The sequence below is a fragment of the Streptomyces sp. NPDC096105 genome, from assembly GCF_044763335.1.
GTDB lineage: Bacteria > Actinomycetota > Actinomycetes > Streptomycetales > Streptomycetaceae > Streptomyces.
This window is the reverse complement of the sequence record NZ_JBIWGC010000002.1, coordinates 526,509-539,718: the sequence shown is the minus strand read 5'-3', so window position 1 is coordinate 539,718 and position 13,210 is coordinate 526,509. Positions and strand designations below refer to the sequence as shown.

The 13,210-nt window shown below is 72.2% G+C and carries 16 protein-coding genes; 5 read left to right on the top strand and 11 right to left on the bottom strand.

Annotated features, from left to right (window positions below; genetic code table 11):
- Nucleotides 1–179: 179 nt before the first annotated feature.
- Nucleotides 180–941 (bottom strand): MerR family transcriptional regulator, encoded by a 762-nt coding sequence (locus ACIQ8B_RS05295; RefSeq protein WP_106413138.1) that lies wholly within the window; start codon nucleotides 939–941, stop codon nucleotides 180–182.
- A gap of 318 nt (nucleotides 942–1,259) precedes the next feature.
- Here ACIQ8B_RS05295 and ACIQ8B_RS05290 point away from each other — a divergent pair, with 318 nt between their 5' ends.
- Nucleotides 1,260–2,669 (top strand): glutamate decarboxylase, encoded by a 1,410-nt coding sequence (locus ACIQ8B_RS05290; protein ID WP_403545409.1) that lies wholly within the window; start codon nucleotides 1,260–1,262, stop codon nucleotides 2,667–2,669.
- A gap of 9 nt (nucleotides 2,670–2,678) precedes the next feature.
- Here ACIQ8B_RS05290 and ACIQ8B_RS05285 read toward each other — a convergent pair whose 3' ends face one another.
- From ACIQ8B_RS05285 to ACIQ8B_RS05275, 3 genes are all read right to left on the bottom strand, one after another.
- A complete protein-coding gene (locus tag ACIQ8B_RS05285; RefSeq protein WP_403545407.1) occupies nucleotides 2,679–2,900 on the bottom strand; it encodes a DUF397 domain-containing protein in 222 nt (73 codons plus the stop codon).
- 113 nt (nucleotides 2,901–3,013) lie between these two features.
- On the bottom strand, nucleotides 3,014–3,235 hold the full coding sequence (locus ACIQ8B_RS05280; RefSeq protein ID WP_403545405.1) for a DUF397 domain-containing protein: 222 nt from the start codon (nucleotides 3,233–3,235) through the stop codon (nucleotides 3,014–3,016).
- On the bottom strand, nucleotides 3,228–4,022 hold the full coding sequence (locus ACIQ8B_RS05275) for a Scr1 family TA system antitoxin-like transcriptional regulator (RefSeq protein ID WP_403545403.1): 795 nt from the start codon (nucleotides 4,020–4,022) through the stop codon (nucleotides 3,228–3,230). Before ACIQ8B_RS05275 ends, ACIQ8B_RS05280 begins: the two co-directional genes overlap by 8 nt.
- A gap of 120 nt (nucleotides 4,023–4,142) precedes the next feature.
- Between ACIQ8B_RS05275 and ACIQ8B_RS05270 the strand changes: the two genes are divergently transcribed.
- Both ACIQ8B_RS05270 and ACIQ8B_RS05265 read left to right on the top strand, forming a co-directional pair.
- Nucleotides 4,143–4,454: a hypothetical protein gene (locus tag ACIQ8B_RS05270; protein WP_403545401.1), complete on the top strand. Its 312-nt coding sequence runs from the start codon at nucleotides 4,143–4,145 to the stop codon at nucleotides 4,452–4,454.
- Nucleotides 4,451–4,762, top strand: coding sequence for a hypothetical protein (locus ACIQ8B_RS05265; RefSeq protein WP_106413143.1), 312 nt, complete (start codon nucleotides 4,451–4,453; stop codon nucleotides 4,760–4,762). Before ACIQ8B_RS05270 ends, ACIQ8B_RS05265 begins: the two co-directional genes overlap by 4 nt.
- On the opposite strand, the gene ACIQ8B_RS05260 is transcribed toward ACIQ8B_RS05265, so the two are convergent.
- The 5 genes from ACIQ8B_RS05260 to ACIQ8B_RS05240 form a co-directional block, all read right to left on the bottom strand.
- Nucleotides 4,752–5,519: an ABC transporter permease gene (locus ACIQ8B_RS05260; RefSeq protein WP_403545399.1), complete on the bottom strand. Its 768-nt coding sequence runs from the start codon at nucleotides 5,517–5,519 to the stop codon at nucleotides 4,752–4,754. The two genes, ACIQ8B_RS05265 and ACIQ8B_RS05260, sit on opposite strands and share 11 nt — an antisense overlap.
- Complete coding sequence (locus ACIQ8B_RS05255) at nucleotides 5,516–6,487, bottom strand: ATP-binding cassette domain-containing protein (RefSeq protein WP_403545397.1); 972 nt, start codon at nucleotides 6,485–6,487, stop codon at nucleotides 5,516–5,518. The genes ACIQ8B_RS05260 and ACIQ8B_RS05255 overlap by 4 nt, the downstream gene beginning before the upstream one ends.
- 75 nt (nucleotides 6,488–6,562) lie before the next feature.
- The gene (locus tag ACIQ8B_RS05250; RefSeq protein ID WP_403545395.1) at nucleotides 6,563–7,204 is read right to left on the bottom strand and encodes a PadR family transcriptional regulator; all 642 of its coding nucleotides are present in this window, start codon (nucleotides 7,202–7,204) and stop codon (nucleotides 6,563–6,565) included.
- A gap of 64 nt (nucleotides 7,205–7,268) precedes the next feature.
- Entirely contained in the window at nucleotides 7,269–8,729 is a 1,461-nt protein-coding gene (locus tag ACIQ8B_RS05245) for an aldehyde dehydrogenase family protein (protein ID WP_290005387.1), read from the bottom strand.
- Nucleotides 8,730–8,850: 121 nt separating this feature from the next.
- Nucleotides 8,851–9,675 (bottom strand): helix-turn-helix transcriptional regulator, encoded by an 825-nt coding sequence (locus ACIQ8B_RS05240; RefSeq protein ID WP_106416310.1) that lies wholly within the window; start codon nucleotides 9,673–9,675, stop codon nucleotides 8,851–8,853.
- A 385-nt stretch (nucleotides 9,676–10,060) separates the two neighbouring features.
- Here ACIQ8B_RS05240 and ACIQ8B_RS05235 point away from each other — a divergent pair, with 385 nt between their 5' ends.
- Nucleotides 10,061–10,546 (top strand): ATP-binding protein, encoded by a 486-nt coding sequence (locus ACIQ8B_RS05235; RefSeq protein WP_403545392.1) that lies wholly within the window; start codon nucleotides 10,061–10,063, stop codon nucleotides 10,544–10,546.
- 107 nt (nucleotides 10,547–10,653) lie between these two features.
- Here the strand turns inward: ACIQ8B_RS05235 and ACIQ8B_RS05230 are convergent, their stop codons facing one another.
- A complete protein-coding gene (locus ACIQ8B_RS05230) occupies nucleotides 10,654–10,938 on the bottom strand; it encodes a DUF397 domain-containing protein (RefSeq protein ID WP_033274906.1) in 285 nt (94 codons plus the stop codon).
- 373 nt (nucleotides 10,939–11,311) lie between these two features.
- Here ACIQ8B_RS05230 and ACIQ8B_RS05225 point away from each other — a divergent pair, with 373 nt between their 5' ends.
- On the top strand, nucleotides 11,312–11,857 hold the full coding sequence (locus ACIQ8B_RS05225) for a hypothetical protein (RefSeq protein WP_403545390.1): 546 nt from the start codon (nucleotides 11,312–11,314) through the stop codon (nucleotides 11,855–11,857).
- 219 nt (nucleotides 11,858–12,076) lie between these two features.
- Here ACIQ8B_RS05225 and ACIQ8B_RS05220 read toward each other — a convergent pair whose 3' ends face one another.
- On the bottom strand, nucleotides 12,077–13,198 hold the full coding sequence (locus ACIQ8B_RS05220) for a DUF2786 domain-containing protein (protein WP_403545388.1): 1,122 nt from the start codon (nucleotides 13,196–13,198) through the stop codon (nucleotides 12,077–12,079).
- Nucleotides 13,199–13,210: the final 12 nt, after the last annotated feature.

The following is a 13,210-nucleotide window of genomic DNA, read 5'->3' as shown; positions in this document are numbered from 1 at the left end:
GGTCAAGGGCGGGGCTGGCTGCCCAAATTATGAACGCAGCCGTCGAAGCCCAGGTTCCGCGGGGGTACCCAGGATGCACTGTGCCCCGTCCCGGAGGAAGCCGCGAGCCGGCGCCGTGCGGGGGATCACCGCCGGTCGTGGCCCGGACCGGCCGACGCGGCGGCCGGGCCACGACCGCCTCAGGCGGTGTGCCGTGCGGCGTTGGCGAGGATCGCGTCCCGCATGTACACGGCCAGACCGGGCTTCGCCTGGTCGATGTTGCGGGTGAACCGCTCGTCGTCGACGTACATCGCCCCCAGGCAGGTGTGCATCTCGTATCCGCAGTCGTAGTGGTGGCGCGAGATGCCCCGGCGGTGGTCCTCGGCGACGTCCATCGCCGCCTCGGAGTCCGCCGGTTCGCCCGCCTCCATCAGGGCGACGAACCGCCGGGTGAGCTCGTCGGCCTCGCGCTGGATCCGCTGCCAGTCCTCCTTGGTGTAGGAGGCCGCCTTCTGCTGCGACTGACGGTAGGCCTCGGTGTTCCCCCAGCGCTCCTGGACCTCCTCCTGGTGCTCGTCGGGGTCGAAGTCCCCGAAGACCTCGAACTTCTCCTCGGGCGTCAGGTTGATCCCCATCGTGCGTGCCTCCATGGCCTGTTCCACGGCCTCCGCCATCTTCTGCAGCCTCTCGATCCGGGCGGTCAGCAGTTCGTGCTGGCGGCGCAGGTGCGCGCGCGGGTCCGCGTCCGGGTCGTCGAGCAGGGCGGCGACCTCCTCGAGGGGGAAGCCGAGCTCGCGGTAGAACAGGATCTGCTGCAGCCGGTCGAGGTCGGCGTCGCTGTACCGCCGGTGCCCCGCGTGACTGCGTTCGCTCGGCACGAGCAGGCCGATGGCGTCGTAGTGGTGCAGGGTGCGCACCGTGACCCCGGCGAAACCGGCCACCTGTCCCACGGAGTAGCTCACTTCCGCTCCTTTCCCTTCCGCGCTCCAGCCTGTGACCTCACGCCACGTGAGGTGCAAGCAGGTTCCCGGTTTATCCGTTTCGCCCCTTTATCGTGTGCGCGTGGCCCAGGACAGCACGCAGCCGGCGCCCGGCGCCGCCCCGGCGGCCCCGGCCCGCACCCTTCCGCCGGCCCTCACGCCCGCGCCGCCGCCCTCCCCGCCCGGCCGCCCGTCACCGGACGCCCGCACATGCGGTTGCGGGCGGACGGGACGGCCGCCAGGCGACCCCGCTCCCCCGACGGCCCCGCCCCGGGCCGTCCGATCCCGCACGGAGGACCCATGCCCCTGCACCCTGGCCGGCCGGCCGGCGAGCGCCCGATGTCCGTCAACCCCGTCCTGGGTCCCGCGAACCCGGTCGGGGGGATGACCGAGGCGCCCCCGAAGCACCGGCTGCCGGACGGCCCCATGGCCCCGTCGACGGCGTACCGGCTGGTGCACGACGAGCTGATGCTGGACGGCAACGCGCGGCTGAACCTGGCCACCTTCGTCACCACCTGGATGGAGCCCGAGGCCGGGCTGCTGATGGCGGAGTGCCGCGACAAGAACATGATCGACAAGGACGAGTACCCGCGCACCGCCGAGCTGGAGCGCCGCTGCGTGGCGATGCTCGCCGACCTGTGGCACGCGCCCGACCCGGCACGCGCCGTGGGGTGTTCCACCACCGGGTCCAGCGAGGCGTGCATGCTGGCCGGCCTGGCGCTGAAGCGGCGCTGGGCGCTGCGCAACGCCGCCCGCCACCCCTCGCGGGAGGCCCGCCCCAACCTGGTGATGGGCGTCAACGTGCAGGTCTGCTGGGAGAAGTTCTGCGCCTACTGGGAGGTGGAGCCCCGCCAGGTGCCCATGGAGGGCGACCGGTTCCACCTCGACCCGGCGGCCGCGGCCGAGCTGTGCGACGAGAACACCATCGGGGTCGTCGGCATCCTCGGCTCCACCTTCGACGGGTCCTACGAGCCGGTCGCCGAGCTGTGCGCCGCCCTGGACGACCTCCAGGAACGCACCGGCCTGGACGTCCCCGTGCACGTCGACGGGGCGTCGGGGGCGATGGTCGCGCCGTTCCTCGACGAGGACCTGGTGTGGGACTTCCGGCTGCCGCGGGTGGCGTCGGTCAACACCTCCGGGCACAAGTACGGGCTGGTGTACCCGGGGGTGGGCTGGGTGCTGTGGCGGGACGCGGCGGCGCTGCCCGAGGAGCTGGTGTTCCGGGTGAACTACCTGGGCGGCGAGATGCCCACCTTCGCGCTGAACTTCTCCCGGCCGGGCGCCCAGGTGGCGACGCAGTACTACTCCTTCCTGCGGCTGGGCCGGGAGGGCTACCGCGCGGTGCAGCAGGCCGCGCGGGACGTGGCCACGGGACTGTCCGCGCGGATCGAGGCGCTCGGTGACTTCCGGCTGCTCACGCGGGGCGACGAGCTGCCGGTGTTCGCCGTCACCACCGCCCCGGAGGTGACGGCGTTCGACGTGTTCGACGTGGCGCGGCGGCTGCGGGAGACCGGCTGGCTGGTGCCCGCGTACACCTTCCCGGCGAACCGTCAGGACCTAGCGGTGCTGCGGGTGGTGTGCCGCAACGGCTTCTCCGAGGACCTGGCCGACCTGTTCGCGGAGGACCTGACCCGGCTGCTGCCGGAGCTGCGCGACCAGTCGCACCCGCTCACCCGGGACCGGGACGCGGCGACCGGGTTCCACCACTGACGCCCACGGTCAGGAGGGGAGGTCGCCCCTCCTGACCGCCGCGACGAACACCGACCATGCGGAGGCGGGAACGATCACTGCCGGGCCGTGGGGGTCCTTCGAGTCGCGGACGGGAACGCCGTGGCGGTGGCCGTCGAGGACTTCGAGGCAGCTGCCGCCCTGGTCGTTGCTGTAGGAGGACTTGCGCCACCCCGTGTACGTCGCAGCCTTCGGTATGACCTGATCAGCCATGCTGTCCCTGCTCCTTCGCCAGTGCCTTCAGCAGCGCCGGACCTGCGCCGACAGCCGCATTCCTCACGGAGGGCCGGAACGCGGCGACCTGTTTCCCTCACCGACGCCCACGGTCAGGAGGGGAGGTCGCCCCTCCTGACCGCCGCGACGAACACCGACCATGCGGCCCCCGGAACGACCACGACGGGTCCGTGGGGGTTCTTCGAGTCGCGGACGGGAACACCGTGGCGGTGGCCGTCGAGGACTTCGAGGCAGCTGCCGCCCTCGCTGTTGCTGTAGGAGGACTTTCTCCAGCCTGCTGCTATCGCCGCATCGGGCATGACGCGATCAGTCATGGTGTTCATAGTCCTTCGCTGTAGCTCTGAGCAGGGCCAGGGACTCCTTGAGCGGCAGTGCGTCGCCCAGCGCCAGAGCGTAACGCCCCTCCAGCGTCCGAACCACGGACGGGGAGTCGTGAAGCTTGCCCATGTGCGAGCCCTCGCCGTACGCCACTGGTGGCTGATCCTCGAAGTCCATCAGCGTGAGCATGCTCTCCATCAACGGATGGAAGCCGACATCGAACGGCATCACATGGACGCGCACCCGGCCGGTCTCCGCCAGCCGGACCATGTGCATGATCTGCTCCGCCATGACCTTCCGGCCACCTACGACCCGCCGCAGCACGGCCTCGTCCAACAGCGCCCACACCACGGGCGTCACCGGATCGTCCAGGATCTTCGCCCGTTCAAGGCGTGTGACAACGAGCCTGTCACGTTCCTCTTCACCCACCGGAGGGAACGACGTGCTCAGCACCGCACGCGCGTACCTTTCCGTCTGGAGGATGCCCGGGACGAACGACAGGGCGAACTCCCGGATCATCACCGCCTGTTGTTCGAGCAGCCGGGCCGCCTCGAAGTAGTCGGCGACCGCCGCGTCCTCCTGCGGCAGGAAGCGGCTCAGCACATTCCCCGTGCCCAGCGCGCTGTCCAGCCGCCGCGCGTCCTCCCGTGACGGCACCCGGCGCCCCGCCTCGATGTGCGCGATGTGCGTGCGCGTCATGACCGCCGCCTCGGCCAGCTGCTGTTGCGTCAGCCCGGCCGCCTCGCGCTGCTCCTTGAGCCAGTCGCCGTAGGTGGTGCCCACGAGATCAACTCCTCCGTGACACATGCTCTGTCACCCCGAACCCCCTGGCGAGCCTAACGCCGGCCCCCTCACTCTGTAGTCGGATCGCCACAGTCCGCGACATCGACCACGGAGTCACCCATGCCCGGCCTCGTCGCCCGTCTCCTCGCACCGCTGCTCGACCTCGTCGCCCCCGGCACCGGACGACGCCGGCTCGACCCACGGAACGAACGCGTCCTCTCGCCCCCGCCCGTCGAGGGGCCCGCCCCACGCCAGTTCGGCGCACGCCCCCTGCGCGGTGAGGACCACGCCCTCGTACGCCCCTACGTCGTCGCGCACGAACTCCGCGAACGGGAGCGGCGCCGACAGGCCCGGCGCCGCTCCCTGCTGATCGCCCCGCGCGGCGTGCACCTGCACCTCATCCCTCCGCACACCCTGGGACTGACCGCATGACACACCACCCCCTCACCCCCGCCCGGCTCCTGCCCTGGACGAGCCCCGAAGGCAAGCCCTGCTACCTCCTGACCGACGGCACCGGGCGCCTCTCCCGGGCCGCCGACATCGCCGAGGCTGTCCAGCTCGACATGGCCGCCGATCTGCTCGCCCACCTCGCCGACCTGCTCGATGACGACACGCCCGTGACCGCCGCCCAGCTCCGCTACCTGCTCGCCCGCACGGGCGAGGCGCTGACCGACGTGTGCCGCATCGCGGAGAGCCGGGGCGCCCGCCTGCGGGCGGACGCCCCCGCCCTCACCGACTGAGCCGCGCGAACCGGCGCACCGCCAGCGGGAGGAACACCGCGAGGAGCGCGAGCGGCCATACGACGGCGGCCCACACGTGCCCCGGTTCGCCGCCGGGGCCGCCGAAGAGGTCGCGTACGGCCGTGGCGGTGTGGGACATCGGGTTCCACCGGACGACCGTGCCCAGCCAGCCGGGCATGGACTCGGGGGCGGCGAAGGCGTTGGACAGGAAGCCGACCGGCCAGACCAGGATCTGCACGGCCTGCACCATCTCCGGCTTGCCCGCCACCAGCGCCAGGTGGATGCCGATCCACAGCATCGCGAACCGGAACAGCAGGAGCAGTCCCACCGCGCCCAGGAACGCGGCCGGGCCGGCGTTCGTGCGCCAGCCGAGCGCGGCGGCCACGCCGAGCAGCACCGCGAGGCCGAGCGCCGACTGGAGCATGTCGGCGGCGGAGCGGCCCACCAGCACCGCGCCGTCGGCCATCGGCAGGGAGCGGAAGCGGTCGACGACCCCCTTGTTCAGGTCCTGGGTGACGGCGATCATGGTGCCCTCCAGGCCGAAGGCCATGGTGAGGGCGAGCATGCCGGGCACCAGGAAGTCGAGGTAGTCGCCCCTCACGCCCCGGCCGCCGCCGACCAGATAGCCGAACATCAGCAGCAGCATCACCGGGAAGACCAGGTTCACCGCCACCGCGACCGGCTGCCGTCCCCAGCGGGCCAGCTCCCTGCGGGTCATGGTCCAGGAGTCGGTCAGTGCGTGCGCCGTGCTGGTCATGCCGCCTCCTTCACTCGCTCGTCGCGCCCGGTCAGCTGCAGGAACACCTCGTCGAGCGTGGGCCTGCGCAGGGCGACGTCCTCCGCCTCGACGCCGGCCTCCTCCAGGGCGCGGACCACGCCGGTGAGGACCGCCATGCGGTCGGTGACCGGGGCGCTCAGCAGCCGCCGGTCGGCGTCCACGGTGACCGTGTCCCGCGGTACGGGCAGCAGGGCGGCGGCCGTCTCCAGCTCACCGGCGTCGCGCAGCACCACGTCGATGCGGTCGCCGCCGGTGGCCGTCTTGAGCTCGTCCACCGTGCCGTCCGCGACGACCCGGCCGGAGTCGACCATCGACACCCGGTCGGCGAGCTGGTCGGCCTCCTCCAGGTACTGGGTGGTGAGCAGGACCGTCGTGCCGCCGCCGACCAGGGAGCGGACCGACTCCCACACCTCCGCGCGCCCGCGCGGGTCGAGTCCGGTGGTCGGTTCGTCCAGGAAGAGCACCTCCGGTTCGGTGATCAGGGAGGCGGCGAGGTCGAGGCGGCGCCGCATGCCGCCGCTGTACTGCCCGACCGCCTTGTGGCCGGTGCCGGAGAGCCCGAAGCGCTCCAGGAGTTCACCGGCCCGCTCGCGTGCGCGTCGCGCGCCCAGGTGGTGGAGGCGGCCGAACAGTTCCAGGTTCTGCCGGCCGCCGAGTTCCTCGTCGAGCGCCGCGTGCTGGCCGAGCAGGCCGATCCGCAGGCGCACCTGGTACGCCTCGCGCACCACGTCGTGTCCCGCCACCACGACCCGGCCGGAGTCGGGGCGGAGGAGGGTGGACAGGACCCGGACGAGGGTGGTCTTGCCCGCGCCGTTCGGCCCGAGCACCGCGTGGACCGTGCCGCGGGCGACCGTGAGGTCGAGTCCGTCCAGTGCGGCCGTGCCCGCGCCCTTGGCTCCCCGGTACGTCTTGCGTGCTTCCTCCACGGTGATCGCCGCGTCGGACACTGAAGCCCCCTTATTAGTCAAACTTGACTAGCGTCCCGCACCGTAATGCCCGCTCCCGCCATTCGTCAAACTTGACTACTCGGCGTCTCCCGGATGCCGCCGTCCCGTCCCGTAGGGGTTCTCCTCGCCCTCGGCGAGCACGCCGACGAACGGCTCTCCCTCGCCGGCGAAGGTGTAGGCGCCGCCCCGGACGCGTGCGATGAGGCCGCGCGTCCACGCGGCGCCGGTGTCCGCCGAGTGGACCCAGAAGTCCATGATCTCGCCGATGTGCCCGAGCCGGCCGGGCCCCTCCTCGGGGAGGTAGTACTCCGTGACCGCCTTGCGCCACTCCTCGATCGACGCCAGCCGCCGCTCCAGCAGGGCCAGCGCCTCCTCACGCTCCAGGTCGACCATCAGGCCGAGCCCGGCCGAGAGCACGTCCGGCTTCTGGTCGTAGGAGGTCAGCGCCTCGCGCAGCAGCCGGAAGTACTCCTCGGCGCCCTGCTCGGTGACCTCGTACTCGGTGCGCGGCGGGCCGCCGGCCGTGGAGGGGGCGGTCTCGTGCGCGCGCAGCAGTCCCTGCTTGGCCATCTGCTTCAGCGCGTGATAGATCGAGCCGGGCTTGGCGTTGGACCACTCGTGCGCGCCCCAGTACTCCAGGTCGTTGCGCACCTGGTAGCCGTGGGCCCGCCCGTGCTGACGCACCGCGCCGAGCACGAGGAGACGGATCACTGACATGCGGTCCAGCGTAGGCCGCGCCCGGCCGGCGCCGGGAGCGGCCTGCGGGGACGGACCGGACGGCTCAGAACGGGAAGCCGCTGCGGCCGTGCTGCACCGAGATCCACTTGGTGGTGGTGAAGGCGTCCAGCATGGTGTCGCCGTTGAGCCGGCCCACGCCCGAGTGCTTCTCGCCGCCGAACGGGACGATCGGCTCGTCGTGCACGGTGCCGTCGTTCACGTGGAACATCCCGGTGTCGATCCGCTTGGCGAAGCGCACACCGCGCTCCACGTCCCCGGTGTGCACGGCGCCGCTGAGCCCGTAGGGGGTGTCGTTCACCAGGCGCACCGCCTCCTCCTCGCCGTCGAACGGCACGAGGAAGGCGACGGGGCCGAAGACCTCCTGCCGCAGCAGGGCGGAGTCTGCGGGCAGCCCGGTGACGACGGAGGGCTCGACCAGGTTGTTGGTGCGCGCGCCCCGCACCAGGGCGGTGGCGCCCTCGGCGAGGGCCTGGTCGACGACAGCCGTGAGGACGTCCGCCTGCCGGGAGTTGATCACCGGGCCGATGACGGTCTCCGGGTCGCGCGGGTCGCCGGCCTTGAGCGAGCGCACCTTGGCGACGAACTTCTCGGTGAACTCGTCGGCCACCGCGCGGTCGACCAGGACGCGGTTGGCGGCCATGCAGACCTGGCCCTGGTGGACGTACCGGCTGAACACGGCCGCGTCCACGGCGTAGTCGACGTCGGCGTCGTCCAGGACCACCAGCGCGCTGTTGCCGCCCAGTTCCAGCACCGCGCGCTTGAAGTGGGAGGCGCAGACGGTCGCCACGTGCCGGCCGACCTGGTCGGAGCCGGTGAAGGAGATGACCTTCGGTATCGGGTGCTCCAGGAAGGCGTCGCCTATCTCCGCGATGTCGGTGATCACGACGTTGAGCAGGCCGGCGGGCAGACCCGCGTCCTCGAAGATCCTCCCGATCAGGGAGCCGCCGACGACCGGCGTGTTCTGGTGCGGCTTGAGCACCACGCCGTTGCCCAGCGCGAGCGCGGGCGCGACGGACTTCAGCGAGAGCAGGAAGGGGAAGTTGAACGGGCTGATCACACCGACCACGCCGACCGGCACGCGGTAGACCCGGTTCTCCTTGCCGTCCGCCGGCGAGGGGATGATCCGCCCCTCGGGGGCCAGCGCCAGGTGCACCGACTCGCGCAGGAACTCCTTGGCGAGGTGCAGTTCGAAGGCCGCCTTCAGGCGGGTGCCGCCCAGCTCGGCGACGATCGCCTCGGCGATCTCCTCCTCGCGCTCCTCGACCAGCCTCAGCGCCTTCTCGAACACCGTGCGGCGGGCGTACGGGTTGGTGGCCGCCCATTCCGTCTGCGCGCGGGCGGCCGCCCGGTACGCCTGGTCGACCTCGTCGACCGTGGCGATGGTGATCGACGCGAGCTTCTCGTCGTCGTACGGGTTGAAGTCGATGATGTCCCAGGAACCGGTGCCCGGACGCCACTCACCGTCGATGTACTGCTGAGCCAGGTCGGTGAAGTACGACGACATGTGATCCCTCGATCCCTTGCTGCGTCAGCAGAAACTGATCAGCACCGTGGTGTGACCGAACGTCATCGTACTTGTGTTTCAAGGGAGTTGAAGAGACTCCTGGGACAGGCCGCGGATGCCCTCAGGACAGTTGCAGCAGCCCCCGCAGGAGGTCGCGGCTCTCCGCGGGACCCGGGCTGTCGTGCTGCAGCTCCTTGAGCGCCTTCTCGTACTGGGCCACGTCCTCGGGCTTGTCCAGGTAGAGCGCGCTGGTGAGCTGCTCCAGGTACACCACGTCCGAGAGGTCGGACTCGGGGAAGCTGAGGATGGTGAACGCGCCGGACTCCCCGGAGTGGCCGCCCATGCTGAACGGCACCACCTGGAGCCGGATGTTGGGCCGCTCGGAGATCTCGATCAGGTGCTGGAGCTGGCCGCGCATCACCGCGCGGTCGCCGTAGGGCCGGCGCAGCGCCGCCTCGTCGAGCACCACGTGGAACTCGGGGGCGTTCTCCGACACCAGGTACTTCTGCCGCTCCAGGCGCAGCGCCACCCGGCGCTCCACGTCGGCGTCGCTCGCGCTCCTCATGCCGCGCCGCACCACCGCGCGGGCGTACTCCTCGGTCTGCAGCAGGCCGTGCACGAACTGCACCTCGTAGGCGCGCAGCAGCGAGGCCGCGCCCTCCAGGCCCACGTAGGTGGGGAACCAGCTGGGCAGGACGTCCGAGTAACTGTGCCACCAGCCCGCCACGTTGGCCTCCTTGGCGAGGGAGACCAGCGAGGCCCGCTCCTGCTCGTCCGTGATGCCGTACAGCGTCAGCAGGTCTTCCACGTCCCTGGTCTTGAAGCTCACCCGGCCCAGTTCCATCCGGCTGATCTTCGACTCGGAGGCGCGGATCGAGTACCCCGCGGCCTCGCGCGTGATCCCCCGCGCCTCACGCAGTCGCCTGAGTTGTGATCCGAGCAGCATGCGCCGCACCACCGATCCCGGCTCTCCCGCGCTCACGTTCGCCAGCCTCCCCAACGTGTTCAGGGCCCGCAGTCTGCCACTAAAACACTCCGAGCAGTACTCGCCCGGTTACGCAAACGGGATTCGACCGCTCGATCCGGTCAGGAAGCCGCACGGAACGGGCACCGCGGTGCGACCAGGGCAAGAGAACAGCCAGGGGAAGACACGCGGATGACGGAAAAATTGGCCAACAAACCAGTACGGTGGGTCTGATTTCGGTCAGCTGCACGTGCATCTGCCCTTGCATCTGCTGTGCGCATCCGAAACCATGGGCCCCGCACCACCGCCGCCTCGCTACGACCGCGAATTCCCGGGAGTGCCTCGCATGGGGACGAATGGATCGACCATGCTCGAGCCGTTACGGCAGGGCCTTCCGCCGCTGAACCTCACGGCCGCCTCCGACGCCGCCTCCTGCGCCCTGCACGCCCGCCACGAAGCGGTGCGCGAGGCACGGCGGTTCACCCGCGGCACCCTCGACCAGTGGCACCTGGGCGACCGGTTCGAGGACGTCTGCCTGGTGGTCTCCGAACTCGTCACCAACGCCCTGCGCCACGCGCTGCCGGCGAACGCCCCGCGGCCGGCCGCCCAGGAACCCCCGGTGCGGCTGCACCTGATGCGGTGGACCGACCGACTGGTGTGCGCGGTGCGCGACCCCAGCGACGACGGCCCGGTCACCCGGTGCCCGAAGGACCTGTCCGACGACTGCTCCGCCGAGTCCGGCCGCGGGCTGTTCCTGGTCGACTCGTTCAGCGACGGCTGGGGCTGGCACCCGCTGGCGGGCGCGCTCGGCGGCAAGGTGGTGTGGGCGCTGTTCCGGCTGCCGCAGCCCTGATCGTGACGCGGCGCACGCGCGCGCACGAGTTCTACGCGCGTTGCGCCGGACGGACCCGTGTCCTCGGCTCCCGGAAAGGGAGGACCGCGGGTCCGGGGCGCGTGCCGTCAGCTCGCGACCAGGTGATCGAACTCGCCGTCCTTCACGCCCAGCAGCATGGCCTCGATCTCCGCGCGGGTGTAGACGAGCGCGGGGCCGTCGGGGAAGCGGGAGTTGCGCACCGCGACCTCCCCGCCCGGCAGCCGGGCGAATTCCACGCAGGAACCCTGCGAGTTGCTGTGCCTGCTCTTCTGCCAGGCCACACCGTCCAGCCGGGTGGCCGCCATGCCGTTGTACACGCCGGACGCGCCGGCACCGTCGTGCCCGTCACCGTCGTACACGTCGTGGTCCACAGGTCGCTCCCCGCTGGTGCACTGGCTGGTCTGGCCATTGATGCTGTGGTCAACTGACCCGGATCATAGCTTTGTTCACGTGCATATGCATGAGCGGATGCACGTGCACGCCAGGTGGCGAGGTGATTACAGCCACCGGCCGTACGGTCCCCGCCCGGCGGGCGCTTCACCGCACCCTGTTTCCTTGGAGACGCACGCGCGGGCGTGTGTGTTCCCTCACGCGTCCTTCCGGCGGGCGGGCGGTGACGCCTTCCGGGCGAGCCGGCGGCCATGTGCGAGGTCGGTCACGCGACCTGGCCGGGCGCGGTGCGGTTCCTGTTAGCTGGCAGCGGTCGTCCGGCCGTCCGGGCCGGCAACAGGGAGGGGGCCAGCAGTGGCTTCGGAGGCTTCGGCGGGCCGGGTCGGTCCGGCGGCACGGGGAGGGCGTTCCCGGCGGGTTCGCCGGGCGGCAGCGGCGGCCGGTCTGGCCGGTGCGCTCACGCTGACGGCGTGCGGCGACGGCGACGGGGGCTCGGACGACTCCGCGACCACGCCCACACCGTCCGCCACACGGACGGCGGACTCCGGCGGCGGCACGGGCGGCTCCGGCGCGACCGGCGCACCGGCCGGCGATCTCCAGGGCAGCTGGCTCACCACCGCGGACGGCAAGGCCGTGGTGCTGATGGTCAACGGCGGGGAGGCGGCCCTGTTCGCCACCGGCGGCACCATGTGCAGCGGCACGGCGGAGGACGACGACGGCGGAACGATCAGCCTCACGTGCCCGGCGGGCAACGGGGACCGCACGAAGGGCACGGTCGAGTCGGTCGGCGCGACGTCCCTCACGGTCGCGTGGGAGGGCCCGGCCGGCACGGAGACCTACACGAAGGCGGAGGGCGGCTCACTGCCGCCGGGGCTGCCCACGGAGGGGGTGGAGCCGTAGGGGGCGTCGCCCCTGGCCCGGGGCGGGTGCGGCCTGACGCCGCCCGCGGGCAGTCCCCTCGGGACACGCGCCCCCCGCGGGCAGTCACACCCCGGGACGCACGCCGTCCCCGGCGGTCACCCCGGCACACGCGCCGCCCGCGGGCACCCGTGCCGCAGGGCGGCACGGGTGGGCGCGGGCGACGCCGGCCGGGCAGCGGCGTTCACCGGGCGCGGCGCGTCAGGGCAGCCGCGTCCGCCCCCGCACCTGCGCCTCGTCGGCCGCGCGGGCGCCCTCCTCCCAGCCGGCCGCGTCGCTCACCCCGCGCAGGCGCGTGGTGGCCGTGTCCGGGAACAGCCGGTCCGTCCGTTCGGTGACCGCGACCTCCCGGGAGGCGAGGACCGGGAGCAGGTCGTCGCTCACCGGCGCTTCGGCGGCGGCCGCGAGCCGCGCCCCGACGCGGTGCGCGTAGGCGGCGAGGAAGGACTGCCGGAAGGTCTTGGTGCGCTTGCGCCCACCCGCCCGCTGCGCGGCCTCCGCCTTGGTCATGGCGGTGGTCGCCTGCACCAGCAGCGAGGTGTGGAGCAGCTCGACCGCCTCCAGGTCGGGCGCGAAACCGACCACCGTGGAGAACCCGAACGGCTCGTTCCACACCGCCCGGCAGTGGTTCGCCGAGGCGACCGCGTCCAGCAGCACCGCCTTGGCCTGCTCGTACGGCGGGTCGACGCCGATCCGGCAGGCGTCGGGCCCCTCCGCGTCGGGCGCCCGCGCGGCGAGCAGCGCCTCGTCGACGCTGTGCCGCGCCATCAGCTCCTGCGCCTTGGCGCTCAGCGCCTCCGCCTCCTCCGGGAACCCCGTCGCCTCCGCCTTCGCCAGCAGCGCCCGGATGCGGCCGAGCAGGCGCGACTCCGGCCGCCGCTCCCGTCCGGCGACGGGCGCCGTCACCTCGTCGAGGGGTTCCAGCGCGGGCAGCCGCAGCAGCAGCCGGTACAGCTCCAACGTGACGGTGGCCTGCGAGAACCGCTCGCCGCGCGGGGCGGGACCGGACGTCGGCAACTCGTCGAGCTGCGCCCTCCAGCGCGGCCCCCGCGGCCGGCCGTCGCGCTCCGCCTGGGCACGGATCAGCGAGGCGGCCAGGCGTACGTGCGCCTCGTCCAGTTCCCGGCGCACCACCCGTACGACGTCGGCGGGCTGCCAGCCGCGCTGCCAGGCGGCCGCCACGAAGTCCTCGCCGCGCCGGGCGAGTTCGGCGTCCGCCGTCGGGTCGGCGGCGAGCAGGGAGGCGCCCGTGTCGAGGGTGTCGTCACCCGTGTCGTAGAGGGCGGCGCGGAAGGCGCGGTCGATGGTGCCGGACGTACTCACAGGGCCGATCGT